The sequence below is a fragment of the Kitasatospora sp. NPDC004272 genome (assembly GCF_053603035.1).
On the sequence record NZ_JBSGET010000020.1, the window covers coordinates 14,647 to 38,399 of the forward strand.

Annotated in this window: 17 protein-coding genes; 8 read left to right on the forward strand and 9 right to left on the reverse strand. The window is 75.4% G+C overall.

Going from position 1 to position 23,753, the window contains the following annotated elements:
- Window positions 1–126 precede the first annotated feature (126 nt).
- Genes ACWEO5_RS09180 through ACWEO5_RS09190 form a run of 3 tightly spaced genes read left to right on the forward strand, consistent with a single transcriptional unit; the run spans window position 127 to window position 1,948 of the window.
- Window positions 127–1,197, forward strand: coding sequence for a DUF2804 domain-containing protein (locus tag ACWEO5_RS09180; protein ID WP_452161591.1), 1,071 nt, complete (start codon window positions 127–129; stop codon window positions 1,195–1,197).
- Window positions 1,194–1,643 carry a hypothetical protein gene (locus ACWEO5_RS09185; RefSeq protein ID WP_452161593.1) on the forward strand — a complete coding sequence of 150 codons (450 nt, stop codon included), beginning with the start codon at window positions 1,194–1,196 and terminating at the stop codon, window positions 1,641–1,643. The genes ACWEO5_RS09180 and ACWEO5_RS09185 overlap by 4 nt, the downstream gene beginning before the upstream one ends.
- The gene (locus ACWEO5_RS09190; protein ID WP_452161595.1) at window positions 1,640–1,948 is read left to right on the forward strand and encodes a hypothetical protein; all 309 of its coding nucleotides are present in this window, start codon (window positions 1,640–1,642) and stop codon (window positions 1,946–1,948) included. Before ACWEO5_RS09185 ends, ACWEO5_RS09190 begins: the two co-directional genes overlap by 4 nt.
- On the opposite strand, the gene ACWEO5_RS09195 is transcribed toward ACWEO5_RS09190, so the two are convergent.
- Window positions 1,932–2,531 carry a hypothetical protein gene (locus ACWEO5_RS09195; protein ID WP_452161597.1) on the reverse strand — a complete coding sequence of 200 codons (600 nt, stop codon included), beginning with the start codon at window positions 2,529–2,531 and terminating at the stop codon, window positions 1,932–1,934. The two genes, ACWEO5_RS09190 and ACWEO5_RS09195, sit on opposite strands and share 17 nt — an antisense overlap.
- Before the next feature lie 155 nt (window positions 2,532–2,686).
- Between ACWEO5_RS09195 and ACWEO5_RS09200 the strand changes: the two genes are divergently transcribed.
- The 3 genes from ACWEO5_RS09200 (at window position 2,687) to ACWEO5_RS09210 (ending at window position 9,833) form a co-directional block, all read left to right on the forward strand.
- Window positions 2,687–4,219 (forward strand): hypothetical protein, encoded by a 1,533-nt coding sequence (locus ACWEO5_RS09200; protein ID WP_452161599.1) that lies wholly within the window; start codon window positions 2,687–2,689, stop codon window positions 4,217–4,219.
- Between the two features lie 133 nt (window positions 4,220–4,352).
- The gene (locus tag ACWEO5_RS09205) at window positions 4,353–5,240 is read left to right on the forward strand and encodes a hypothetical protein (RefSeq protein ID WP_452161601.1); all 888 of its coding nucleotides are present in this window, start codon (window positions 4,353–4,355) and stop codon (window positions 5,238–5,240) included.
- Between the two features lie 45 nt (window positions 5,241–5,285).
- Window positions 5,286–9,833 carry a hypothetical protein gene (locus tag ACWEO5_RS09210; protein ID WP_452161603.1) on the forward strand — a complete coding sequence of 1,516 codons (4,548 nt, stop codon included), beginning with the start codon at window positions 5,286–5,288 and terminating at the stop codon, window positions 9,831–9,833.
- A gap of 61 nt (window positions 9,834–9,894) precedes the next feature.
- On the opposite strand, the gene ACWEO5_RS09215 is transcribed toward ACWEO5_RS09210, so the two are convergent.
- The 3 genes from ACWEO5_RS09215 to ACWEO5_RS09225 form a co-directional block, all read right to left on the reverse strand.
- Window positions 9,895–12,747, reverse strand: coding sequence for an acyltransferase family protein (locus tag ACWEO5_RS09215; RefSeq protein WP_452161605.1), 2,853 nt, complete (start codon window positions 12,745–12,747; stop codon window positions 9,895–9,897).
- A gap of 15 nt (window positions 12,748–12,762) precedes the next feature.
- Window positions 12,763–14,427 carry a glycosyltransferase family 2 protein gene (locus tag ACWEO5_RS09220; protein ID WP_452161607.1) on the reverse strand — a complete coding sequence of 555 codons (1,665 nt, stop codon included), beginning with the start codon at window positions 14,425–14,427 and terminating at the stop codon, window positions 12,763–12,765.
- Window positions 14,428–14,826: 399 nt separating this feature from the next.
- Window positions 14,827–15,234, reverse strand: coding sequence for an ArsR/SmtB family transcription factor (locus tag ACWEO5_RS09225; RefSeq protein ID WP_452161609.1), 408 nt, complete (start codon window positions 15,232–15,234; stop codon window positions 14,827–14,829).
- Window positions 15,235–15,340: 106 nt separating this feature from the next.
- On the opposite strand from ACWEO5_RS09225, the gene ACWEO5_RS09230 reads away from it, so the two are divergent.
- Complete coding sequence (locus ACWEO5_RS09230) at window positions 15,341–16,435, forward strand: NADH:flavin oxidoreductase/NADH oxidase (RefSeq protein ID WP_452161611.1); 1,095 nt, start codon at window positions 15,341–15,343, stop codon at window positions 16,433–16,435.
- Window positions 16,436–16,515: 80 nt separating this feature from the next.
- Complete coding sequence (locus tag ACWEO5_RS09235) at window positions 16,516–17,061, forward strand: helix-turn-helix domain-containing protein (RefSeq protein ID WP_452161613.1); 546 nt, start codon at window positions 16,516–16,518, stop codon at window positions 17,059–17,061.
- Window positions 17,062–17,185: 124 nt separating this feature from the next.
- Here the strand turns inward: ACWEO5_RS09235 and ACWEO5_RS09240 are convergent, their stop codons facing one another.
- From ACWEO5_RS09240 to ACWEO5_RS09260, 5 genes are read right to left on the reverse strand one after another with little or no spacing between them, the layout of a single operon-like run.
- Window positions 17,186–18,322, reverse strand: a complete 1,137-nt coding sequence (locus ACWEO5_RS09240; RefSeq protein ID WP_452161615.1) for a peptidase C39 family protein — start codon at window positions 18,320–18,322, stop codon at window positions 17,186–17,188.
- Window positions 18,323–18,357: 35 nt separating this feature from the next.
- Complete coding sequence (locus tag ACWEO5_RS09245) at window positions 18,358–20,160, reverse strand: dipeptide ABC transporter ATP-binding protein (RefSeq protein ID WP_452161617.1); 1,803 nt, start codon at window positions 20,158–20,160, stop codon at window positions 18,358–18,360.
- Window positions 20,157–20,993, reverse strand: a complete 837-nt coding sequence (locus tag ACWEO5_RS09250; protein WP_452161619.1) for an ABC transporter permease — start codon at window positions 20,991–20,993, stop codon at window positions 20,157–20,159. Before ACWEO5_RS09250 ends, ACWEO5_RS09245 begins: the two co-directional genes overlap by 4 nt.
- A complete protein-coding gene (locus tag ACWEO5_RS09255; protein WP_452161621.1) occupies window positions 20,990–22,045 on the reverse strand; it encodes an ABC transporter permease in 1,056 nt (351 codons plus the stop codon). The genes ACWEO5_RS09250 and ACWEO5_RS09255 overlap by 4 nt, the downstream gene beginning before the upstream one ends.
- Window positions 22,032–23,684: an ABC transporter substrate-binding protein gene (locus ACWEO5_RS09260; RefSeq protein ID WP_452161623.1), complete on the reverse strand. Its 1,653-nt coding sequence runs from the start codon at window positions 23,682–23,684 to the stop codon at window positions 22,032–22,034. Before ACWEO5_RS09260 ends, ACWEO5_RS09255 begins: the two co-directional genes overlap by 14 nt.
- Window positions 23,685–23,753: the final 69 nt, after the last annotated feature.

Sequence of the window (23,753 nt, forward strand, 5' to 3'; positions counted from 1 at the left end):
CTGCCGGGGAGCGGTTCCTCTACGCGAGGACCGACCGTCAGCGGCAGGTCCCGGCGGGAGTCCGCCCGCACGGGGAGGGGCCGCCCGCCGTGGCTCCCGCGCGGGTCGCGGCAGTAGGGTGCGCGGATGGCGACCCACGAGCGAGAGATCACCGGCCCCGCCGACCTGTGCCGTCCCGACGGGCGGCTCGACCGCGAGGCCGTCGGCTGGTCGCGCACCCCGCTGCACCGGGCCAATCTGCGCGGCTGGGGACGCACCAAGCGCTGGGAGTACTGGTGCGTCACCACGCCCACCCACCTGCTCGCGCTCACCGTCAGTGACCTGGACTTCCTCACCCTCGACACCGCGTACTTCCTCTCCTGGGACGAGCACGGCGTCCTGGAGGAGCACGAGCGCACCGCGATCGCCCCCGGCCTGCCCACCCGCCGTACCGCCTTCCCCGAGGGCATCGCCGGCTCCGGCGGCCCGCACGGCGCGGACCTCACCGTCGGCCCCGAGCGTCCCGGCCGCAGGCAGGTCCGGGTGTCGATCGGCCACGAGCCCGGCGGCACCCGGCTGCGCGCCCGCGCCCTCACCGCCGACCTGCGCCCGCTGGAGGTCGACCTATTGGTTGCTCTGCCCGAGGGCCACGAGACCCTGTCGGTGGTCGTCCCCTGGGACGACAAGCGCTTCCAGTTCACCTCCAAGCACACCGCCCGCCCCGCCACCGGCACCGTCCGGCTCGGCGACCGGGTGTACGACTTCGGCGCCGACGGGGACGCCTGGGGCGTGCTCGACCACGGCCGGGGGCGCTGGCCGCGCTCGCTCGGCTGGAACTGGGGCGCCGCCTCCGGCCGCACCGACGGGCACACCGTGGGCCTCCAGTTCGGCGGCCAGTGGACGGTCGGCACCGGCAGCACCGAGAACGCGCTGTGCGTGGACGGCCGGCTCAGCAAGATCGGCACCGAACTGGCCTGGCACTACGACCCCGCCGCCCCGCTCGCGCCCTGGCGGATCACCACCCCCGACAGCGACCAGGTCGACCTCGCCTTCCGCCCCTTCCACGACCGCCGCACCCGCACCGAGGCGGGCTTCATCGCCAACCGCACCGACCAGTGCTTCGGCCACTACCGCGGCACGATCCGCACCGACGACGGCCTGCGCGTCGCGGTGGACGGCCTGCTGGGCTGGGCCGAGGACGTCCGGATGCGCTGGTGACCGCGCCCGCCGCGTCCCCCATGTGCCCCGCGCACGGCCCCGGCCCCGACCTCGCCGCGCTGGTCGGCCGCCGACTGACCGGCGTGGTCGCGTCCTGGTTCAGCCACCGGGGCGAACGCGCGGCCGAGCCCGTGGTGGTCTGGCTGCGCGACGACCACGGCGGCTGCACCTTCGTCGGCACCGGCAGCGACTGGTGCCTGATCGTCGCCGACGACCGGCCGCACGCCGACGTCGACCTGGGCGAGTGGGGCCGCCTCGACGTCCGCGACGCCCCGCACGGCACCCCCTTCGCCCCGCACCTCGGCCACCCCGTCCTGGCCGTCCGCCAGGAGCACGCCCCGGGCACCGGCCGCACCGCGCTCGAACTCGACTTCCCGACCGGCACCGTCCGCTGCGAGTCCTGGGACGGCGACCTGCGGCTGTCCGCGACCGGAGGGCCGGGGTGAGCGAACTCCCCGACCACCGGGCCCTGCCGGCGGCCGTGGACCGGCCGTGGACCGGCCGTCGACCGGCGTCGCTGGAGGTCCCGCACCCGACGGAGCGGCTGGACGCGGCGCTGCTGGCCCGGATGACCGACCCCGACCCGGCGGAGCGGGTCCGGGCCCTCGACCGGGTGTTCCACCTGGTCGACCACCAGAACACCGTCTACCGGGCGACGCCGCCGGTGGCGGACGAGACGCGTACTGGTGCATCGCCGCCGAGGAGCTGGGCCACGGGATGGACGGCTGAGCCGGTCAGGGGCAGGGCGTGACGCGGGCGAAGTCGTGGTGGGTGGTGACGGCCTGCTGCCACTCCAGGGTGCGGATCAGGCGGTGGACGATCAGCAGCGGGACGACGCCGAGCACACCGAACGACATGTCGACGAATTGCCAGAACAGGGGTATGCCGCGCAGCGGGCCGCAGATCAGGGCGAGCGGGATGACGCCGCCGCAGGCCAGCATCGCCCAGCGGACCACCCAGACGTTGCGGACCGGGTCGCGCAGCGGGCCCCAGAAGGCGGCGGCGATCACCAGGTGGGCGAAGGCCAGCCAGTCGGTGCCGTAGGCGAGGAAGGGGTAGCTGCCGTAGCCGTCGGCGACGCCCCGGCGGACGTGCTCGACCCAGGCGCCGAGGGCGGGGGAGAGGCCGTCCAGGCCGGTGGCGTCGACCAGCCGGGCCAGCAGCGAGGTCTCGGTCCGCAGCGGGAAGGCGGTCAGGCCGCTGAGGGCCAGGCAGACGATGAACAGGAGCAGCCAGCGCCGGATGCGGCGGCGGACGAGCGCGGTGTCGGCGGTGGGCGCGGAATCCGGCCCGGCGGTGGTGGAACCGGGCAGGGCGGTGGCGATGTCGGACATGGGGAACCCCCCTCATGACGCGGGTGCCGGGAGACGGCACGCGGTGTCGCGAGAAGGACTCTAGACCTGAATTTGAACGCGTTCAACATGCGGGGACAGGGCTCCCATAAGGGGTTTTTCGGACCTGTCCGGGGAAAGCCCTAATCTTGTCCCCCGTGACCGCCATCGCAGACCAGCCCACCCGGCCCGCCCCCGGCCCGGCCGCCGACGAGGGACTCGCCCGCCGGCTCAAGGCGCTGGCGTGCACCGCGCCGCTGCACGACCTGGACAGCCGCAAGGTCAACCTGGCCGGCGAGTACGCCTCGTACACCATGGCCGAGATCGGCCTCGCCGCGATCGACCTGGTCACGCTCAACATGGACTTCGACACCGGCGCCGACCGGGACATAGTGCTGAGCCGCCTGCTGCCCCGGATCGCCGCCCAGAACCCGCGCCGGGCCGTCCCCGAGCACGAGCGGGTCGCCCGCTGGGTGCTGGAGTCGCTGATCAACGTCGGCAGCGTCGACCGCGGCTTCCGCGCCGTCTACGGCACCTTCGGCCCGGACGGCGAGTACACCCGCCGCGACTACGACTTCAAGCTGATCGAGGAGGTCCCCGGCCAGGACGGCGGGGTCTACCTGCGCACCACCGACGAGGCCGTCAACGTGCTGGTCGGCGCCCTCGACACCGACGTCACCAGCGCCCAGATCGCCGCCGAGGTCAAGCTGGAGGTGCTGATCCGGCGCGGCCGCCTCGCCGACGCCCAGCTCGCCGCCGAACAGGCCCGCTACCGCACCGTCCAGTACGCCGAGACGCTGCGCCGCGCCCTGGAGGCCACCCGGCGCAACGTCCGCGCGGTCGACTGGATGGAGACCGTCCCCGACCTGATCGACGAGGCGCTCGACCACATCGCCGACCGGTACCGGCACGAGAACGCGATCCTCACCAACATCCGCAAGGCCCGCGACGAGAGCGTCGACGGCGAGCACAAGCGCCGCGCCGCCGAACTCGTCGACATCGTCAAGGACTGCATCCGCCGCCACACCCAGCTGCAGACCCGCCTGCTGGAGGCCGGCCCGCTGTTCCGCGCCGAACAGGACCGGCAGGCGTTCGCCGCGCCCGCCGCCCGCAGCGGCATCGACCTGTACGGCCAGCTGCTCGCCCCCGTGCTCACCCTGCCGCTCGGCGACGCCACCCGCCCCACCGACGCGTTCTTCGCCCGCGCGACCGGCCTGCGCACCCCCGTCTCGGTCCGCGTCACCGACCTGGTCGACCTGCTGCTCACCCCGCCCGTCGAACGCGAGCACCTCGGCGCCGAGCTCCCCGAACCCGACCTGGTCGCCACCCCCGACGACAGCCGCTTCTCCGACGCCCAGCTGGAAGCCGCCCTCGACCTGCTCGACCTGCCCGCCGACGCCCCCCGCCGGCTCTCCGGCCTGCTCGCCGACGCCCGCCGCCGGGCCCGCGACCTCGACGACGAGGACGACCGGGACGGCGACGAACTCGCCTACCTGGTCGCCCTGCTGGCCGTGCACGCGGCCAGCCCGCCGGTCGGCACCGCCTACCGGCAGGGCGAGGAACGGCTGCTGTTCGCCGTCGACGACGGCACCCGGCTGGACGACCCCGGCTTCGGCGGCGCCGACCTGATCGTCGGCAGCGCCCAGCTGGACGCCGCGGGCATGGCCGCCGACCGCAAGGACGCCGTGTGACCCTCCGCGACACCCGTACCGCCCGCAGCACCCGTACCGCCCGCAGCACCCGTACCGCCCGCGATACCCGCAGTACCCGTACCGCCCGCACCGAAAGCACCGCCCGCACCGCCCGGATCGAAGGAGCCCTCGGATGACCACCACCAGCGAGGCGTGGACACCGCCCGAGAGCGAACCGGCCGCCGCCGCGCCCGCGCCCGCGCCGATCAGCCCGGCGGACGTCGCCGAGGCCGCCCGGCTGGTCTCCTTCGGCCTGCAGGCCAAGCTGCTGCCCGCCCGGGACGCCGAGTACGGCGAACTGGTGCGCCGCTACCGGGAGGACCCGCCGTTCGGCCGGCTCGCCGACGCCGTCGCCACCGGCATGGGCCTGGTCGTGCTGGAGGTCTCCGCCCGGGCCGGGATGGCGGTGGCCGCCGCCGAGGACTCGGTGTTCGCCGTCCGGATGGGCGACTACTCGCGGCGCGCCGCCGCCGAGTCCACCGACCGCTTCCTGCACGGCCTGGCGCACCTCGCGGTCGCCGCGCTCGCCTTCCCCCGCCCCGAGGACCTCGCCGACGACGGCTACCTCGGCCGGGTCACCGTCAACGGCGTGGACGCCTTCGTCCGGCAGGCCTGCCGCCGGCTGGAGGAGCGCGCCGCGGCCGAGGGCGCCAACACCGACCCGGCCAGCGACGCCCCCGGCCTGGAGGCCGCCTGGCGGGTCTGGGCCCGCCGCTCCGCGACCGGCGCCACCAAGGACGCCCGCCGACTGGCCGGCTCCACCACCGGCATCGTCTCCAAGGCGGTCTCCTTCCTGGTCGACTCCGGTTTCCTGCAGAAGACCTCCGACGACTCCGGCGGCACCTACCGCACCACCGCCCGCTACCAGTTGCAGGTCCGCGACCTGGCCGGCAGCGCCGCGATGGCCGAACTCCTCGACCTGGGCGTCGTCCCGGTCAGCGACGGCACCCCCACCCTCGCCCCGCCCGACGAGAGCGACGAACTGGTGGCCGACGCCGGTCTCCCGTTCCACGCCCTCTGACCCACCCACGGCACCGCCGCAACCGCTCCAGGAGAACCACCGCACATGTACGAGCTGAACCGGGTCCGCCTGTACTCGATCGGACCGGCCGGCGCCCGCTACGCCGACACGGTGCTCGACCTGCGCGGAGTCGGCGAGCCGGTGCCCGAGCCGCAGCCGCAGCAGATCGGCCTGTTCGGCGAGGAGCCCGAGGGCCCGCAGCGCCGCCCCGCGCCCGCCGGCGTGCTGTTCCTGGAGAACGGCGGCGGCAAGTCCGTGCTGCTCAAGCTGATCTTCTCGGTGATGCTGCCCGGCCACCGCAACACCCTCGGCGGCGCCTCCTCCGGCGTGCTGCGCAAGTTCCTGCTCGCCGACGACTGCGGCCACGTCGCCCTGGAGTGGCAGCACACCGTCACCGGCGAACTCATCGTGGTCGGCAAGGTCAGCGAGTGGCGCGGCCGCCAGGTCTCCTCCGACCCGCGCAAGTTCGCCGAACTCTGGTACTCCTTCCGCCCCGGCCCCGGCCTCACCCTGGACGGCCTGCCGGTCGCCGAACGACCCGCTCTCACCGGCGACCAGCAGGCCCGCGGCCGCCGCCGCACCATGAAGGGTTTCCGCGACGCCCTCACCGAGGCCGGCAAGGCCCAACCCCACCTCGACGTCACCTTCGAGGAGATCCACGACCGCTGGATCGAGCACCTCGGCGCCCTCGGCCTCGACCCCGAACTCTTCCGCTACCAGCGCGAGATGAACGCCGACGAGGGCGAGGCGGCCGGCCTGTTCGCGGTCCGGGGCGACGCCGACTTCACCGACCTGCTGCTGCGCGCCGTCACCGACACCCGCGACACCGACGGCCTCGCCGACCTCGTCCACGGCTTCGCCGCCAAGCTCGGCCGCCGCGCCGAACTCACCGCCGAACGCGACTTCACCGCCGGCTCGGTCGACCTGCTGCAGCGCATCGTCGACGCCACCGCCGCCCGCGAGACCGTCCGCGAGGGCCACCGCGCCGCCGAACGCCGCACCCGCAGGCTCGCGCTGTCGCTCACCGCCCGCTCCGCCGTCGAACGCGACCGGGTCCACGACCTCGCCGTCGAGGTCGCCGCCGCCGCGGGCGCCGTCACCGCCGCCGAGACCGACCGCACCCGGCACTCGCTGATCGTCTCCGAACTGACCTACCGGCACGCCACCCTCGGCCTGGAGGCGGCCACCGCCGACGCCGCCCGGCTGCGCCGCGAACTCACCGACGCCCGCGCCCAGTTCGCCGCCTGGCAGGCCGCCGAGGCGGTCCTGCGGCACCGCGCCGCCGCCGACCGGGCCGGCCGGGTCGCCGCCGCCATCCGGGAGGCCGAACTCGACGCCGCCCCCGCCCTCGCCGCCCGCGACCGGGCGGCCGGCGCCCTCGCCCGCGCCCTGGAGAGCGCCGCCGCGAACGCCGAGACCCGCGCCGACCAGGAGGAACTGCGGGCCGGCGAACTCCAGCAGGACGGCGCCACCGCCCAGGCCGAGGCCACCGCCGCCGCCACCGCCGCCCAGAAGGCCCGCTCCGAGGCCGAACACCTCCGCCAGCGCCTCGCCGAGGTCGAGCAGGAGACCGCCGCCGCCGTCGAAGCCGGCTGGATCGACGACTCCGGCGCCGAACCCGACCCGGCCCGCGCCGCCCTGCACGCCGCCGACGCCGAGAAGGCCGCCACCGAGGCCCTCGACCAGGCCCGCACCGCCGCCGAACAGAGCGCCGTCCGGGCCCGCGAGAGCGCCGCCGCCGAAGCCCGCGCCGAACTCGCCGCCGCCCGCGCCGCCGACGCCCGCACCGCCGCCGACCGGGCACTGGCCGCCGAACAGCGCACCGCCGCCCAGCTCGCCGCCGAACCCCGGCTCGCCGAACTGCTCTCCCTGACGCCCTACCAGGACGGCGCCGAGGAGTCCGAGGGCTTCCTCACCCCGCGCGGCCTCGACGCCTCCGCCGAAGACCTGCGCGAACTGCTCGACCAGTCCGTGGCCACCGCCGAACGCACCCTGTTCGACCTGCGCACCGCCGCCGCCGACGACTCCCGGATCCTCGCCGCCCTCGGCGACGGCGGCCTGCTGCCGCCCGGCCCCGACGTCCTCGCCACCGTCGAGCACCTCGGCGAACAGGGCATCCCCGCCCTCCCCGGCTGGCGCTACCTCGCCCAGTCCGTCGACCCCGCCGACCACGACGCCATCCTCGCCGCCCGCCCCGAACTCGTCGACGGCGTCGTCGTCACCGACCCCGCTTCGCTGGAGCGGGCCCGCGAGGCGCTCGCCGCCGCCGCCCTGCTGCCGCGCTCCACCGTCGCCGTCGGCACCGCCGCCGCCCTGATCGCCCCGATCCAGGGCGAACCCGCCTTCTTCCTCGTGCCGCCCAACCCGGCCATGCACAACGAGACCGCCGCCGACGACGAACGCCGCGAACTGCGCACCCGCGCCACCGCCCGCGAGGAGCACATCCGCGAACTCGCCGCCCGGCTCGGCGGCGACCGCGCCCTCGCCGCCCGGCTCGCCTCCTGGCACGCCAGCTGCCCGCCCGGCACCCTCGCCGAACTCGCCGAGAGCGCCGCCGCGGCCGCCCTGCACGCCGAGACCACCGCCGCCGAACTCGCCACCCTGCGCGCCGACCACGCCGAGGCCGACGCCGAGCAGCAGACCGCCGCCGCCCGCCACGAGGAGTGCCGGGAAGCCGCCCAGCGCGCCCGCCGCCGCGCCGACGCGCTGGCCGGCCTCGCCTTCCGGCTGCGCGAACGCGCCAACTGGACCCGCCGCCGACGCGAACTCGCCGACGACGCCGCCGAGTGCGAACGCCGCCAGGCCCAGTGCGCCGAACGCGCCCGCACCTGCGACGAGGACCGCCGCGCCGCCCAGCGCGCCGCCGACGACGCCCGCCGCACCGCCCGCACCCTGCGCGGCGAACGCGCCGAGATCGCCGCCGTCGACCCCGGCGCCGAGCAGCCGGGCACCACCCCCGCCTCGCTGCCCGCCCTGCGCGAGGCGTACCGGGCCGCCGCCCAGCTCTACGAGAAGGTCGGCGTCGGCGCCGACCTGCGCGCCGAACAGGCCCGCGCCGAGAGCGACGCGACCGCCGCCGCCGCCGAACTCGGCCGGCTCAGCAACAAGGTCAAGGCCCGCGCCGAGGAACTCCTCGCCAGCCCCGACGGCGCCGACGGCCCCGCCCGGCAGGCCGCCGCCGCCCGCGCCGAGGAACTCGTCACCCTCATCGAGGCCCGCTCCGGCGCCGCCTCCGAGGAGGTCGGCCGGCTGCGCGGCGACGCCGAACGCTCCGCCCCGGCGGGCGGCGAGGCGCACACCGAACTCCCCGAGGACCTGCTCCCCGCCGACCCCGAACACGCCCAGGCCCTGCTGCGCACCGCCACCGCGCTGCTCGCCGAACGCCGCGAACGCGTCGACTTCGCCCGCACCGAGCACGGCGACCTGCAGCGGACGCTGGACCAGGCGCAGGCCGCCGCCACCGACTTCGAGGAACTCGCCGGACAGCTCCGCGACGCGCTGCGCGACAACGGCGAGGAGACCGACCCCGAGGCCGACGCCTACCTCGGCTCGCTGGCCGCCGCCCGCGCCGCCGTCACCGACACCCGGCGCGCCATGCGCACCGCCGCCACCGAGCTCACCGGCGCCGAACTCGCCGTCCGGGACGCCTCCGACGCGCTCGTCCGGCACGCCAACGCCGCCCGCTACGAGGCCGTCCGCACCCCCGCCCGGCAGCAGATCCGCGAACTGCCCGCCGCCGCGCTGCCCGACCACGCCGCCGCCTGGGCCGCCGCGTTCGCGCCCCGGCTGCGCGTCCTCACCGACGAACTCGCCCAGCTGGAACGCAACCGCTCCTCCATCGTCGACCGGCTGCGCGGCCTGGTCGAGACCTCGCTCGGCACCCTGCGCGCCGCCCAGCGGCTCTCCCGGCTCCCCGAGGGCCTCGGCGAGTGGTCGGGCCAGGAGTTCCTCCGGATCCGCTTCGAGGACCCGGACCACGCCGTCCTGGTCGAACGCCTCGGCGAGGTCATCGACGAGGCCACCCGCTCCGCCGTCAAGAAGAACTCCGACCTGCGCCGCGACGGCATGTCCCTGCTGCTGCGCGGCGTCGCCGCCGCGATCGGCCCCAAGGGCGTCTCGGTCGAGATCCTCAAGCCGGACGCGGTGCTGCGCGCCGAACGCGTCTCGGTCGGCCAGATGTCGGACGTCTTCTCCGGCGGCCAGCTGCTCACCGCCGCCATCGCCCTGTACTGCACGATGGCCGCGCTGCGCGCCAACGACCGCGGCCAGTCCCAACTGCGGCACGCCGGCACGCTGTTCCTCGACAACCCGATCGGCCGCGCCAACGCCACCTACCTGCTGGAGCTGCAGCGCGCCGTCGCCGACGCGCTCGGCGTCCAACTCATCTACACCACCGGCCTGTTCGACACCACCGCGCTCGCCGAGTTCCCGCTGGTGATCCGGCTGCGCAACGACGCCGACCTGCGGGCCGGCCTCAAGTACATCTCGGTCGAGGAGCACCTGCGCCCCGGCCTGCCCGCCCCGCAGGACCCGGACGGGCCGACCATCCACGGCGAGATCACCGCGACGCGGATGTTCCGCAGGCCGGAGTAGCCGCACGCACGGCAGGGCCGCGGCACCGGGTGCCCCCCGGCGCCGCGGCCCTGCCCGTTCGCTACCGCCGGGTCGAGACGGTGACCGAGGCGACCTTCATCGGGTGGCCCGGTTCCGTCCCGGCCGTGGGCGAACTGCCGTACGCGGCCGGGAGGTTGCCGCCGATCGCGACGTTCAGGATCAGGAAGACGCCGTGGTGGACGGCCTGGTCCCAGGCGGCCGGGTCGACCTGGTCGGCGGTGACCTCGAAGTACTCCCGGCCGTCCCGCAGCCAGCGGACCCGTTCGGGGCTGGTGGAGCGGTCGATCTCGACGGTGTAGGTGTGGAAGGCGCCCCAGCAGTCCGCGCAGGGCTGCTCGCCCGAGCCGAGGCCATTGGGCTCCTGGCACGGTCCGCCGGGGGTGGTGCCGCAGTGCACGGTGCCGAACACGCCGCGGGCGCCGACGGATTCGAGCACGTCCAGCTCGCCGACGCCGGGCCAGCCGGTGTAGCCGTCGCGGAGCTTGCCGCCGAGCGCCCAGAACGCCGGCCAGTACCCGGCCGCGGCCTCGCCGTGCACGTCGGGAAGCGCCAACTCGGCCTCCAGGCGCAGGACTCCGCCCGCGGGGGCGGCCAGGTCGGCCCGCCTGGACTCGATCCGGCCGGAGGACCAGCGGCCCGCCGCGTCCCGGGTGGGCGTGATCTCCAGCGCGCCCCTGCCGTCCAGGCGGACGTTCTCGGCGGAGTCGGTCATCGTCTCGACCTCGCCGGTGCCCCACCGGGCGGCCGGGCAGCCGGGGTAGCAGGTGCCCAGGTCGTACTGCCAGGTGGCCGGATCGGGCCTCGCGCCGGCCGCGCCGTCGAACTCGTCGTGCAGCAGCGTCGTCCAGCCGCCGGCCGGGCCGAACGCGCCGCTGTCGATCAGGAGTTGGTCCAGGCGCGGGGTGAGCACCACGGCCGCGGCGTTGGTCAGGTGCGAGTCGTCCCGGTACAGCAGCACGTGCTCCAGGACGGCCGGGCAGCTGCGCCCGCTCGCCGGGCAGAGCACCGAGTTGACCTCGACGGTGGTGACGCCGGGGAACTTCCCGGCGGCGATCTCCTCGGCCAGCGGGTCGGCGTACAGGCCCTCGGCGCGCGGGAAGTCGCAGGCGGAGGTGGTGTCCGGGTGGCCGGAGACGCAGGCCGGGACGTCCCGGCCGGGGATCGGGGTGTCCTGCAGGTAGACGATCGGGACGCCCAGCTCCCGCAGCGGGGCGAGGGTCCGCTCCCAGCCGCGCAGCAGTGCGGCCCGGTCGGCGGTGTAGCGGTTGAGTGCGGAGACGACGACCAGCTTGGGCCTCGGCCCGTCCCCCAGCCGGGCCAGGGTGTTCGCCCGCCAGGTGTCGCACTCGTGGTAGGTGCGGCCCAACTGCGGGTTGGTGACCGTCAGTTCGGGCAGCGGGCAGCCCTGCTTGACCAACTCCTCGACGGACATCCGGTGTTCGGCGGCGACGCCGAGCAGCGCGGAGAACCACTGGCCGGCGTGCGAGTCGCCGAGCAGCACGATCCGGTCGTCGCCGGTGCCGAAGCGGCACGGCGGGCTGGTGGTGTCGGCCGGGTCCACCTCGCAGCCGCCGTCCGGCGGGAAGTCCTGCCGGGCCTGGACGGGGTTGGGCACGGTCGGCGCGTGCGGGGGCGGCGCGGCGGCCAGCAGGCTGCTGCCGGTGCGGGCGCCCGGCGGCAGGCCGGACGGGTCCGGGGGCGTGGCCGGGCCCAGGCCGCGGAGGGTGCCGGAGCCGACGACCAGCGCCAGCAGCACCGGGAAGACCACCGCGGTCAGGCCCAGCGACAGGCCGCGGCGCGGGATCTCGCCGAGCACCCGGCTGCGGCGCAGCGGCTGCTCCAGCCAGCGCAGCGCGGCGTACGCGGGCAGCGCGGCGGCGGCGGTCAGGGCGACCCTGACGCCCCAGTGCAGGGTGCCCCACCGGGCCTCGGCGAGGACCAGCACCGGCCAGTGCCACAGGTACAGGTTGTAGGAGAGCCGGCCGATCGCGCGCGGCGCGCCGAGCGACAGCGCCCGGCCGACCAGGTGGGTGCCGCCGGCGCCGGCCAGCAGGATCGCGGCGGTGGCGGCGGTCGGCAGCAGCGCGGCGTACCCGGGGTAGGGGGTGCGGCCGTCGAACAGCAGCAGTGCGGCGAGCACCCCGGCCAGGCCGCCGGTCCCGAGCAACTCCCTTGCCGGCCGCGGTATCCGGCCGATCGGCAGCAGGGCGACGGCGGCGCCGGCGGCGAACTGCCAGGCCCGGGTCGGGGTGGAGAGGTAGGCCCCGGCGCTCCAGTGCAGGGAGAGCCAGAACGAGCCGGCGCCGAGCAGCAGGGTCAGGCCGAGCAGGGTGCGGCGGTGCCAGGCCCAGCGGGCGGCGAGGGCCAGCAGCGGGGCCCAGAGCAGGTAGAACTGCTCCTCGACGGCGAGCGACCAGAAGTGCAGCAGGGCGCTCGGGTCGCGGCCGGCCGCCAGGTAGTCGGTCTGCTCGGCGATGAAACGCCAGTTGGCGACGGACAGTGCGGAGGCGAGGACGTCGCGCTCCAGGTCGGCGCGGCGCAGCGGCGCGGTGAGCAGGGCGCCGAGCACGGCGGTGACGGCCAGGACGACGGCGGCGGAGGGCAGCAGGCGGCGGGCCCGGCGGGAGTAGAACTCGGCGAGCCGGACGCGCCCGGTGCGGACGCTCTCGCCGCGCAGCAGGCCGGTGATCAGGTAGCCGGAGACGACGAAGAAGACGTCGACGCCGACGAAGCCGCCCGCGAAGCCGGGCACGGCGGCGTGGAAGGCGAGCACGGCGAGCACGGCGACGGCCCGCAGGCCCTCGATGTCGGGTCGGAACTTCGGCCGCTCGACCGGTGCTCGGTTCAGCACGACGGTGAGCGGGGCGGTACTCGGGGCGGTACTGGTGGACACGGGAGCGTGGACCTTTCAGCCCAGCCAGGGCAGCATCGGGGCCGCCCAGCCGGAGGCGAGCAGGGCGAGCAGGGCGAGCGTGCTCGTGACGGCGAGGGCCTCGGGCCAGCGCCGCGGACGCATCGCCGGGCGGGCCCCGGATTCGGTGGACTCGGTCGCGCGGGGCCGGAGTTCGGCGTACAGGTCGCGGATCAGCGGCACGCCGAGGTGCAGCTGCACGGCCAGGTACAGGGCCAGGCCCCAGGTGGTGTGCCAGCCGTGCAGGTAGGTGGCGGCGGCCACCCCGACGGCGGTGGCGAGCAGGGTGCCGGCCGTCCAGAGCAGCGAGACCAGCAGCACCTTGCGGGCCATGCCGCCGGAGCGGCCGGGCTTGGCGACGCCGGTGGGCACCCAGGCGGCGCTGCGGCCGCGGACGGTGTGCCAGTAGGCGGTGGCGGCGGCGAAGCTCATCAGCACGTTGGCGCGCAGTACTTCGGAGCGCCAGCGGGTGCGGCTGACCCGGGGTAGCAGCACGTGCCACAGCCAGAGCAGCGAGAGCATCGGCAGCACGTACCAGGCGCGGACCTCGCCGGGGAAGGCGAACAGCATGACCAGCGGCGGCAGCGGGGCGGTGAGCACGTTCACGGCGGCGGCCAGGTAGCCGACGATGCCCTCGTCGAAGCAGCGGCGCATCCGCCAGGTCATCGCCCTGCGGGTGGCCTTGTCGCCGATCAGGTGCAGGTTGCCCATCGTCCAGCGGTACTGCTGGTTGACGAAACTGGTGGTGGAGTCCGGCGAGGTGCCCTTGGCGACCAGCACCGGCACGTACCGGGTGGTGTAGCCCCGCTGGTGCAGGGCGAGGCCGGTGTACATGTCCTCGCTGTGGTCGAGCCGGGCGAAGCCGCCGGCGGCGTCGATCGCGGCGCGCCGGTAGACGGCGTTGGAGCCGCAGCAGATGGCGGCGTCGGAGGCGTCCCGGCTGGGCTGCACCCAGCGGAAGAACCACTCCTGGGCGGAGCCGGCGGCGCGCTGCACCCAGCCCATCGAGGCGTCGGTGTCGAAGCACTGCGGGCTCTGCACGATGCCGACCCCCGGGTCGCCGAAGTACGGCAGCAGGTGCTGCAGCAGGTCGGCGCGCGGCGCGAAGTCGGCGTCCAGGATGGCGACGTACTCGCCGCTGCTGAGGGTCAGCGCGTGGTTGAGGTTGCCGGCCTTCTTGAACTCGCCGCGGTTCGGGCGGACCACGTAGTGGTAGCCGAACTGCTTTGCCAGGGAGGCGACTTCGGCGCGGTCGGCGTCGTCGAGCACCCACACGTCGAGGCGGCCCGGGTAGCTGCTGCGGGCGACCGCGCGGTACGCGTTCTCCAGGATGTCGAGCGGTTCGCCGCAGGTCGGCAGGTACAGGTCGACGGACGGCGCGGTGGCCGGCTGCCAGGCGGCGACCAGCAGTTCGTGGCCGGCCCGGGTGAAGCGGCGGCGGCGCAGGCCGTTCAGGCAGGTCAGGGCGAGTGCGACGGCGTTGACGCCGAGGACGGCGAGGAACGGCCACAGGGCCGGGGTGCGCAGCGAGAAGCTGAGCATCGTGCCGGCGCTCACCGTGAAGGCGAGCGCGGAGAGCAGCGGGACCCAGCGGCGCTGAGGCCCGAAGTACCAGTAGAGCTCCTGATCGGAAGGTGGTGACGGAAGGTGATTGACAGTCATTGGGCCCCCCACGGCCGGACGTTGACACCTGTCGCCGGTCAGAGTACCCGATTGGTATAGACCAAATGACCACGCCGGATGAACGCCGGAACAACTCGGGTGAAGGCCGGATGACCAGGCATGACCGTGTCAGGAAAGATCGTCACCGCGGTGCGCCGGGGGCGTCCGGGACGAGTGACGTGCCAAGTGGCGCGATGGTTCCGGGCGCGCGGTGGCGGGTACCCGCCGGGTCGGACGGCGCAAGCGCGCCGTGAACTGACGGCCCGTCAGGTGGCGCTCAGTGACGGAAGGGGCAGCGGTCGGCACCCGCCGGGGCAGTCGCCGGTACCCGTCGGGGCAGCCGCGGGCGCCCGCCGGGGCAGGTGTGGGCGCCCGCCGGGGCGGCTGCCGGGCGGTGGCTCAGCGGGTGGCCGCGGCCGGGGTCGCCGCGCCGACGGCCGGGGCCGCGATCTCGGCGGGGCCCTTCGGGCAGCGCGGGAGGGCGGTCAGCACGGCCTCCAGCAGGCCCGGGAAGCGGGCGGACAGGTCGTCCGTGCGCAGGGCGTTCATCTTCGAGGTGCCGCGCCGGTGCTGGCGGATCAGTCCGGCCTCGCGCAGCACCCGGAAGTGGTGGGTCATCGTCGACTTGGTGACCGGCAGTTCGAACGCCAGGCAGTTCAGCTCGTCGCCGCCCGCGCCCGCGAGGTCGGCGACGATCCGCAGCCGGGTCGGGTCCGCCAGGGCGTGCAGCACGGACACCAACTGCAGCTCCGCGGCGGGGGGCTCGGGGAGCAGGCCGGGGCAGTCCTGGTCGTGGTCGAGGGTCACGGGTTCATAGTACGACAGACCTCGTAGTTTGACAGGTCTCGTAGTACGGTGAGTATCGTACGAAGCGCAAGAAGCCGCATCCGGACCACAGGAAGGACAGGCAGCCGTGAGCGCCCTGTTCGAGCCCATCACCATCCGCTCGCTGACCATTCCCAACCGGATCTGGCTCAGCCCGATGTGCATGTACTCGGCCGCCTCCGAGGGCCCCGACACCGGCGCCGCCACCGACTTCCACCTCGCCCACCTCGGCTCCCGGGCCGCCGGCGGCGCCGGGCTGGTGATGGTCGAGGCCACCAGTGTCCGCCCCGACGGCCGGATCTCCCCGTGGGACCTCGGCCTGTGGAACGACCGCCAGCAGGAGCAGCTCGCCCGGATCGCCGCGCTGATCACCCAGCACGGCTCCGTCCCGGCGATCCAGCTCGCCCACGCCGGGCGCAAGGCGTCCACCAACCACCACGGCAAGGGCGGTGGCCCGCTCCCGGTCGAGCAGGGCGGCTGGCAGGTGGTCGGCCCGTCCCCGCTCCCGTTCAACGAGGGCTACCCGGTGCCCGCCGAGCTCACCGAGGCGCAGATCGCCGAGGTGATCGAGGACTTCGCCGCCTCCGCCCGCCGCGCCCTGGCCGCCGGCTTCAAGGTCGTCGAGGTGCACGGCGCGCACGGCTACCTCACCCACCAGTTCCTCTCCCCGGTCTCCAACCACCGCACCGACGGCTACGGCGGCGACTTCACCGGGCGCAGCCGCTTCGCCCGCGAACTCGCGGCCGCGGTCCGGGCCGTCTGGCCCGCCGACCTCCCGGTGTTCTTCCGGGTCTCGGCGACCGACTGGCTCCCCGAGGAGCCCAGCTGGACGATCGAGGAGTCCGTCCTGCTGGCCAAGGAGCTGCAGGCCATCGGGGTCGACCTGATCGACGTCTCCACCGGCGGCAACGTCCCGCACGCGAAGATCCCGGTCGAGCCGAACTACCAGGTCCCGTTCGCCGAGACCATCCGCCGCGAGTCCGGCCTCCCGGTCAACGCGATCGGCCTGATCACCGAGGCCGCCCAGGCCGAGGAGATCGTCGCCGAGGGCCGCGCCGACGCGGTCATGCTCGGCCGCGAACTGCTGCGCGACCCCTACTGGCCGCTGCACGCCGCCCGCGAGCTCGACGTCCCCCGCAACTGGCCCGCCCAGTACGGCTACGTGGTCGGCGCGCGCGGCTGACCCGCCGCACCGCGTCGCGCGGGCCGACCGGGGTGAACGGCCAGGTCGGCCCGCGCGGCGTTCTTGCTAGGGTGCCTGCGATGAGTGAAGTGACGGAGCGGCTGCGAGCGGCGATCGCGGGGAACCTGAAGCACGCCCGGTCGGTCCGCGGCCTGAGCCTGCGGGACCTCGCGGAGCGGGCGGGCGTGAGCAAGGGCCTCCTGTCGCAGCTGGAGCACAGCGCGGCCAACCCGACGATCGAGGCGCTCGGCGCCGTCGCGGCGGCCCTGGGCCTGGAGGTCGCGGACCTCATCCGCACCCCGCTGTTCGAACCCCAGGTGCTGTCCGCGCGCTCGCCGGAGGAGGCCGCCCGGACGCTGTTCGCCAGCTCCGAGGCCCGCCGGGTGGGCCTCTACGAGACCGCGCTGCCCCCCGGCGGCTCCCACGACAGCGCGCCGCACGGGCGCGGCTCGGAGGAGTTCGCCTACGTGCTGTCCGGTGCGGTGGTGCTGACGCTGGAACAGCGGTCGGTGTCGCTGCGCGCGGGCGAGGCGGTGCGCTTCTCCGGGGAGGGCGAGCACAGCTACCAGGCGGCGGGGGACCGCCCGGTCGAGCTGATCACGATGCTCTCGATGCCCTCCGACTGACCGTCACCCGGCCCCGGCCGACCGTCACCCGGCCCCGGCCGACCGGCCGTCACCCCGCCCCGGCCGACCGGCCGTCACCCCGCCCCGGCCGACTGACCGTCACCCCGCCCCGGTCGGCGGATGCTCAGCCCTCCAGCAGGACGAGGCCGCGGTAGCTCGGGGTGCCGTACCAGGCGAGCCGGTCCAGGGTGGCGGCGGGTAGCGGCAGGTCGACCCCGTCGAGCCAGCTCTCGCCGAAGTTGGCGTCGGTCCACGGGTCGTGGGCCAGGAACACGTCGGGGTCGGCCGTGCCGTGCACGGTGATCCAGTGCGGGCAGCTCTCGTCGTGCATGCCCAGCTGCTCGATCAGGACCAGGGCGACCGCGCCGCCGGCCAGCGCGGCCCGCAGGGCGTCCGGCGAGAACGCCTCGGTGCGGACGTCGAGGCCGCGTTCGGCGGCCTCCCGGCGGAACCCGTCCTGGAGGAAGGCCCGCAGGTCGCGCTCCTCGTCGTTGACGCACAGCTCCAGCAGCACCGGCCGCTCGGTGGAGAGCAGCACCCGGGCCCGGGCGCCCTCGTCCGCGGCGGCCAGCGCCAGGCCCACCGGCTCGCAGCCGCCGACCGTGGTGGCGCGCCGCCACAGCCGCAGTTCGGCCTCCCGGGTCGGCCGGCCGCGCAGGCCCAGCGCGGCCAGGCCCATCTGGAGCGCGACCGGGCCGCAGGTGAAGTCGGTGGTCTGCCGCATGTAGGGGACCGCGCCGGGCGCCGCCGGGGACGGCTCGCGCACCAGCACCAGGCCGTGCACCGGCGGCTCCTGGAACGGGCCCGCCACCGGCCCGGACCAGCGGGGCGGCTGCGGCAGCTCCTGCCAGCCGGCGGTGAGCGCCCGCTCCCGGTCGGCCTCGAAGGAGGCGTCGGCCGGGCGGAGTTCGCGCTTGACCGAGACAGCCCCCTCGGCCCAGGCGCGCTCCACCACGGAGTCCACCAGACGCTCCGTCAGGGCGGCCCGCGCGGCGGGCTCCGCGGACGCCGTCCAGACGTCCACCACCTTGCGGTAGGCGGTCAGCGGCCGGTGCACCTCGAAGGCGGCGCCCAGCAGTTCGCCGCCGCGCCGGGCGGTGTGCAGGGTCGCCACCTGCACCCCGCCGTGCCGGTTCCAGCGCCGCAGCAGCGCGGGGGGCAGGGCGCCGACGCCGTCGGCGACCGCGGTCACGTCGGCGGGCACGGGCAGCGCGTCGATCTGCAGGTCGTTCGGCAGGTCGCTCGGCGGGAGGTCGGACACGGTCAACAGGCTCCGTAGCTCGGGGAGTCGAGGGCTCAGTGGGCGGCCGGTGCGCTGGCCAGCAGCTGCCGGGTGTACGGGTGGGCGGGCGCGGTCAGCACCGCGTCGGCCGGGCCGTGCTCGACCACCCGGCCCCGGTGCATGACGTGGACGCGGTCCGCGACCTGACGGGCGATGGCCAGGTCGTGGGTGATGAACAGGATGCTCAGGTCGAGTTCGCGGCGGAGCCGGGCGAGCAGGTTCAGCACCCCGGCCTGCACCGACACGTCCAGCGCGGACACCGCCTCGTCGCAGACCAGCACGCCCGGGCGGGGCGCCAGCGCCCGGGCGATCGCGACGCGCTGCCGCTCGCCGCCGGAGAGCCGGCGCGGCCTGCGGGTCACGTACTCGCGCGGCAGGCCGACGAGTTCGAGCAGGTCGGCGGGGTCCTCGTCGGGGCGGCCGGCGGCGCGCAGGGCCTCGCGCAGGGTGGTGCCGATGCTGTGCCCGGGGTTCAGCGCCGAGTACGGGTCCTGGAAGACGATCTGCACCCGTCCGGGGTCCGTCGTCCGCCGCCCGCGCGGGCCGCCGCCGTCGCGCTCGGAGAGCGGGAACGCCACCGTCCCGGCGTCCGGCCGCTCCAGGCCGACCACGCAGCGGGCCAGCGTGGTCTTGCCGGAGCCGGACTGGCCCAGCACGACGACCGCCTCGCCGCGCTCCAGCCGCAGGTCCACGGCGTCCACGGCGGGCCGGTCCGTGCGGGGGAACCGCTTGACCAGCCCGGTCACCAGCAGCGCGGGCTCCGCGCCGCCCGTCCGGGGCGCCGCCGCCGCTGCCGGGGCCGGGGCGGGGAGGGCAGCGGCGGGGAGGGCGCTCTCGCCGATCCGCAGGCAGGCGGCCAGGTGCTCGGCGTCGTCGGGCGCCGGAGCCAGCAGGGGGGAGTACCGGCTCCGGCAGTCGGGGAGGGCCAGCTCGCAGCGGTCCGCGAACGCGCAGCCCGCGCCGACCGCGTGGGCGGCGGGGACCTGGCCGGGGATGGTGGGCAGCAGCGGCAGGCGCCGGTCCAGCGGCGGCTCGCAGGCGGCGAGCCGGGCGGTGTACGGGTGGGCGGGGGCGTCCAGCACCTGCGCGCCGGTGCCGGTCTCGACCAGGCGGCCCGCGTACATCACCCCGATCCGGTCGGCGCGGCTGCGGGCCAGGCCGAGGTCGTGGGTGATCAGGACGACGGCCATCCGCCGCTCCCGCTGGAGGCGGGCGATCAGCTCCAGCACCTCGTGCTGGGTGGTGGCGTCCAGTGCCGTGGTGGGCTCGTCGGCGATCAGCAGGTCCGGGTCGGCGGCCAGCACCGCGGCGATCGCGACCCGCTGGCGCATGCCGCCGGACAGCTGGTGCGGGTACCGGTCGGCGGTGTCGGGCGCGAGCCCCACCTCGGCCAGCAGCGCGGCCACCCGCTTCGCCCGCTCGGCGCGGGAGGGCCTGCCGGGCAGCGCCCAGCCGATCTGCGCCCCGCAGGTGTGCACGGGGGACAGCGAGGTGAACGGGTCCTGCAGCAGCAGCGCGACGCGGTTGCCCCGCACGGTCCGCCAGGGCCGGGCGGCCGGGTCCAGCGGGAGCGGCTCGCCGTCGAGCTCCAGCGTGCCGGTGGCCCGGACGCCGGCGGGCAGCAGGCCGCTGAGCGCCTTGACGGTCATCGACTTGCCCGAGCCGGACTCCCCGACCAGGGCGAGCGTCTCGCCGCGCCGGACGTCCAGGTCGACGCCCGCGACGATCGCGCCGGCCGGCCCGTCCACCCGCAGGCCGCGCACCGACAGCAGCGGGACGGCGGCCCGCACCGACGGGGCGTGATCGGCACGGCTCATCGGGTGGCCACCTTCCGGTCCAGGCGTTCGGCGAGCCAGTCGCCGAGCAGGTTGACGCTGGTGGCGGCCAGGATGATCAGCACGCCGGGCAGGATCGCCGCGAGCGGGTTGTCGACCATGATCCGCTGGCCGTCCGCCAGTTGGCGCCCCCAGTCGGCGGCGCCGGGGGCGACGCCCAGCCCCAGGTAGGAGAGCGAGGAGAGGGCGACCATCGCGAACGCGGTGTTCAGCAGCAGGTTGGCGACCACGATCGGCACGGTGTTGGGCAGCACGTGCCGGACCATGATCCGGCCGGGCCGGATGCCCAGCACCCGCGCCGACTCGATGTACGGGCGGGCGGCCTGCTCCATCACCGCCGCCCGGACCAGCCGGACGTCGGTCGGGGAGAACAGCACGACCAGCACCAGCACGGTCACCCAGTAGCCGCCGCCGAGCATCCCGACCACCACCATGGCGAGCAGGACGGCGGGCAGCGCGAGCAGCAGGTCGGCGTACCGGCCGACCACGGTGTCCAGCCAGCCGCCCCGGAACCCGGCGAGGGTGCCGAGCAGCAGGCCGAGCAGCATCGAGCCGCAGGCCACCAGGACCGGCCCGAGCAGCGCCGAGCGGGTGCCGAGGACGGCCAGCGAGAGGACGTCGCGGCCGAGCGCGTCGGTGCCGGAGAGGTGGCCCTCGACCCCGGCGCCCACCGTGCCCAGGTAGAGGTCCTGGTCGAGGGCGTGCGGGGCGAGCAGCGGGCCGGCCAGCGCGCAGAGCACCGCCACGGCGAGGAACACCGCGCTCAGCAGCACCGTCAGCGGGGTGCGCGGCAGCCGGGGGAGGCGTCGGGTCACCGTCCGACCCCCGCCCTGGTGCGCATCCGCGGGTCGACCGCCAGGTAGGCGAGGTCCACCGCCAGCGTGACCAGCGAGACCACCAGCGCGGTCACCAGCGTCAGCGCCTGCACCACCGCGAAGTCCTTGAACAGCACCGAGGACTCCAGCAGCGAGCCGAGCCCGGGCAGCGCGAAGGTGGTCTCCACCAGGACGGTGCCGCCGAGCAGGTAGGCGACCAGCAGGCCCAGGTTGGTGACGACGGGCACGGCGGCGTTGCGCAGCACCACGCCGAGCACCCGCCGCCCGCCCAGGCCGCGGCTGCGGGCGAAGACCACGTAGTCCTCCTCCAGTTCGCGGACGACGGCGGCCCGGGTCAGCTTGACCACGAACGCGCCCAGGCCCAGCGCCAGCGCGACGGACGGCAGCGCGAGGTGCCACAGCCCGTCCAGGAAGCCGGTCCCGGTGCCGTACACCGGGAACCACTCCAGGCCGACGCCGAAGACGTACAGCAGCAGCAGGCCGACCGCGAAGCCGGGCGCGCTCACGCCGACCACCGAGCCGCCGACCAGCAGCCGGTCCGCCAGCCGGCCGCGCCGCAGTGCGGCGGCGACCCCCGCCGGGACGCCGACCAGCACGGAGAGGCCGAAGGCCAGGGAGCACAGCGCGGCGGTCAGCCCGAGGCGCTCGGCGAGCACCGAGGACACCGGCTCGCCGGTCCGGACGGAGGTGCCGAGGTCGCCGCCGAGCAGGCCGGACAGCCAGCGCCAGTACTGCCGCAGGAACGGCTCGTCCAGGTGGTACTGCGCCCGGACCTGGGCCAGCGCCTCCGGGGTGGCGTTCCTGGTGCCCAGCAGGTTGCGGGCGATGTCCCCCGGGGCGAGGAACACCAGGCCGTAGACCAGCAGCGACAGCAGGAACAGCAGCAGCAGGGCGGTGCCGAGCCGGCGCGCCACGAAGCCCGCCAGCGGGCGCGCGCCGCCCGCGCCCTTCAGCGCCACGGGCGCGGCGGCCTCCGGCGCGGTGGCTTCCGGCCCGGTGGCTTCCGGCGCGGCGGGGTCAGACGGCCGCATAGATCCGGGTGGGCCACTGCGACACCATCGTGTAGGAGCTGTAGCCGGAGATGCCGACGGTGTCGCGCAGCGCCAGCGCCGACTGCCCCCACCACAGCGGGGCGTAGGCGGCGTCGGCGGCCTGCGCCTGCTGGGCCTGGAGCAGCAGCTCGGCCCGCGCGGCCGGGTCGCCGGTCGTCGCGGCCCGGCCGACCAGCTCGCTGACCTGCGGGTTCTGGTACTTGGCCGGGTTGTCGGGGCCGAGCAGCCAGGAGACGATCTCGCCCGGGTCGCCGGTGGTGTTGAAGTACCAGAAGAAGGTCAGCCCGGGGAAGGAGTTGATCTCGGCGATCCACTGTTCGAGGGGCAGTTCCTTGACGTTCAGCGTGATGCCGATCTTCTTCAGTTCGGCGCCGAACGCGAGCGCGGCGGTGCCCAGGTGCGGGCCGCTGCTCGGGTACGACAGGTCGACGCTGAAGCCGCCCGGCACCTTGGACTGGGCGAGTTCGGCCTTCGCCTTCTCCAGCGAGTACTCGTACTGCGGGACGGCCGCCAGCTTGGCGGTGGCCTCCTCCGGCGTCCACAGCCCGCCGAACTGCTCGGGGGTGGACAGCGCGGTGGCGACCTGGCCGTGGCCCTGCAGCACCTCCTTGACGATCGCGGCGCGGTCGACCGCGTGCGCGACGGCCCTGCGCACGTGCGGGTCGTCGAAGGGCGCGACGGTGGTGTTGAAGGTCAGGCCCGCGTACGAGCGGTCGGGGGTGTAGACGACCCGGGTGCCGTCGATCGACTCCCACTGCCGGGCGGCGGTCAGCGGCACGTTCAGCGAGGCGTGCGTCTCGCCGGACTGCCAGGCCAGCCGCCGGGTGTTGTCGTCCGGGATGAAGTCGATCCGGAGCTTGGCGACCTTCGGGGCGGTGCCCCACCAGTGCGGGTTGCGGGTCAGTTCGAGGTGGGAGTCCGGCTTGAACTCGGTGACCTGGTAGGGACCGGAGCCGGTGAGCAGCGAGGTGGCGGTGCCGATCTTCCCGCCGGTGCTCTCCCAGTACGACTTGGGGGCGATCCACAGCGCCTGGGCCGAGGTCGCCAGCCACTCGAAGGCCACCGCGCCGCTCTTGCTGACCAGGGTGACCTCGTTCGGCCCGGTCTGCGTGGCGGACTCCAGGTCGGCCCAGTAGCTCGCGGTGCCGGGGGAGACCGTGCTGTCCGCCGCCATCGTGACGGAGTGCAGCACGTCCTCGACGGTGACCGGGCTGCCGTCGTGGAAGCGGGCCCCCTCGCGCAGCGTGTAGACGTGCGTCCGGTCGTCGCGCTTGGTGACCGCGGAGGCCAGCGCCGGGACGAGCTTCCCGTCGCCGTCCACGCCGACCAGGCCCTCCATGGCGACGGCGGCCGCGTAGTAGTTGAGGACCCCGGACTCCTGCCCGGGGTACAGGTTGGAGAGCGAACCCGGCAGCGAGACCCGCAGCAGCGGGATCTCCTTCCCGGTGTCCCGGCCCGCCGAGGCCTGCCCGCCGGTGTCCGCCGCGCGGTCGCCCCGGGACGGCTGCGCCCCGCACGCCTCCAGCAGTGCGCCCAGGGACAACACGGCGGCGCCGGTGAGCGCGCCCTTGAGGATGCTGCGCCGCCGGAGGGCGGGCTGCGGGGTGGCCTGGGACATCTGTTGCCGCCTGTTGCGCGTGGTGCCGGGGCTCGCGTCCATTGAGACGGGCCATTTGGATTGAATCAG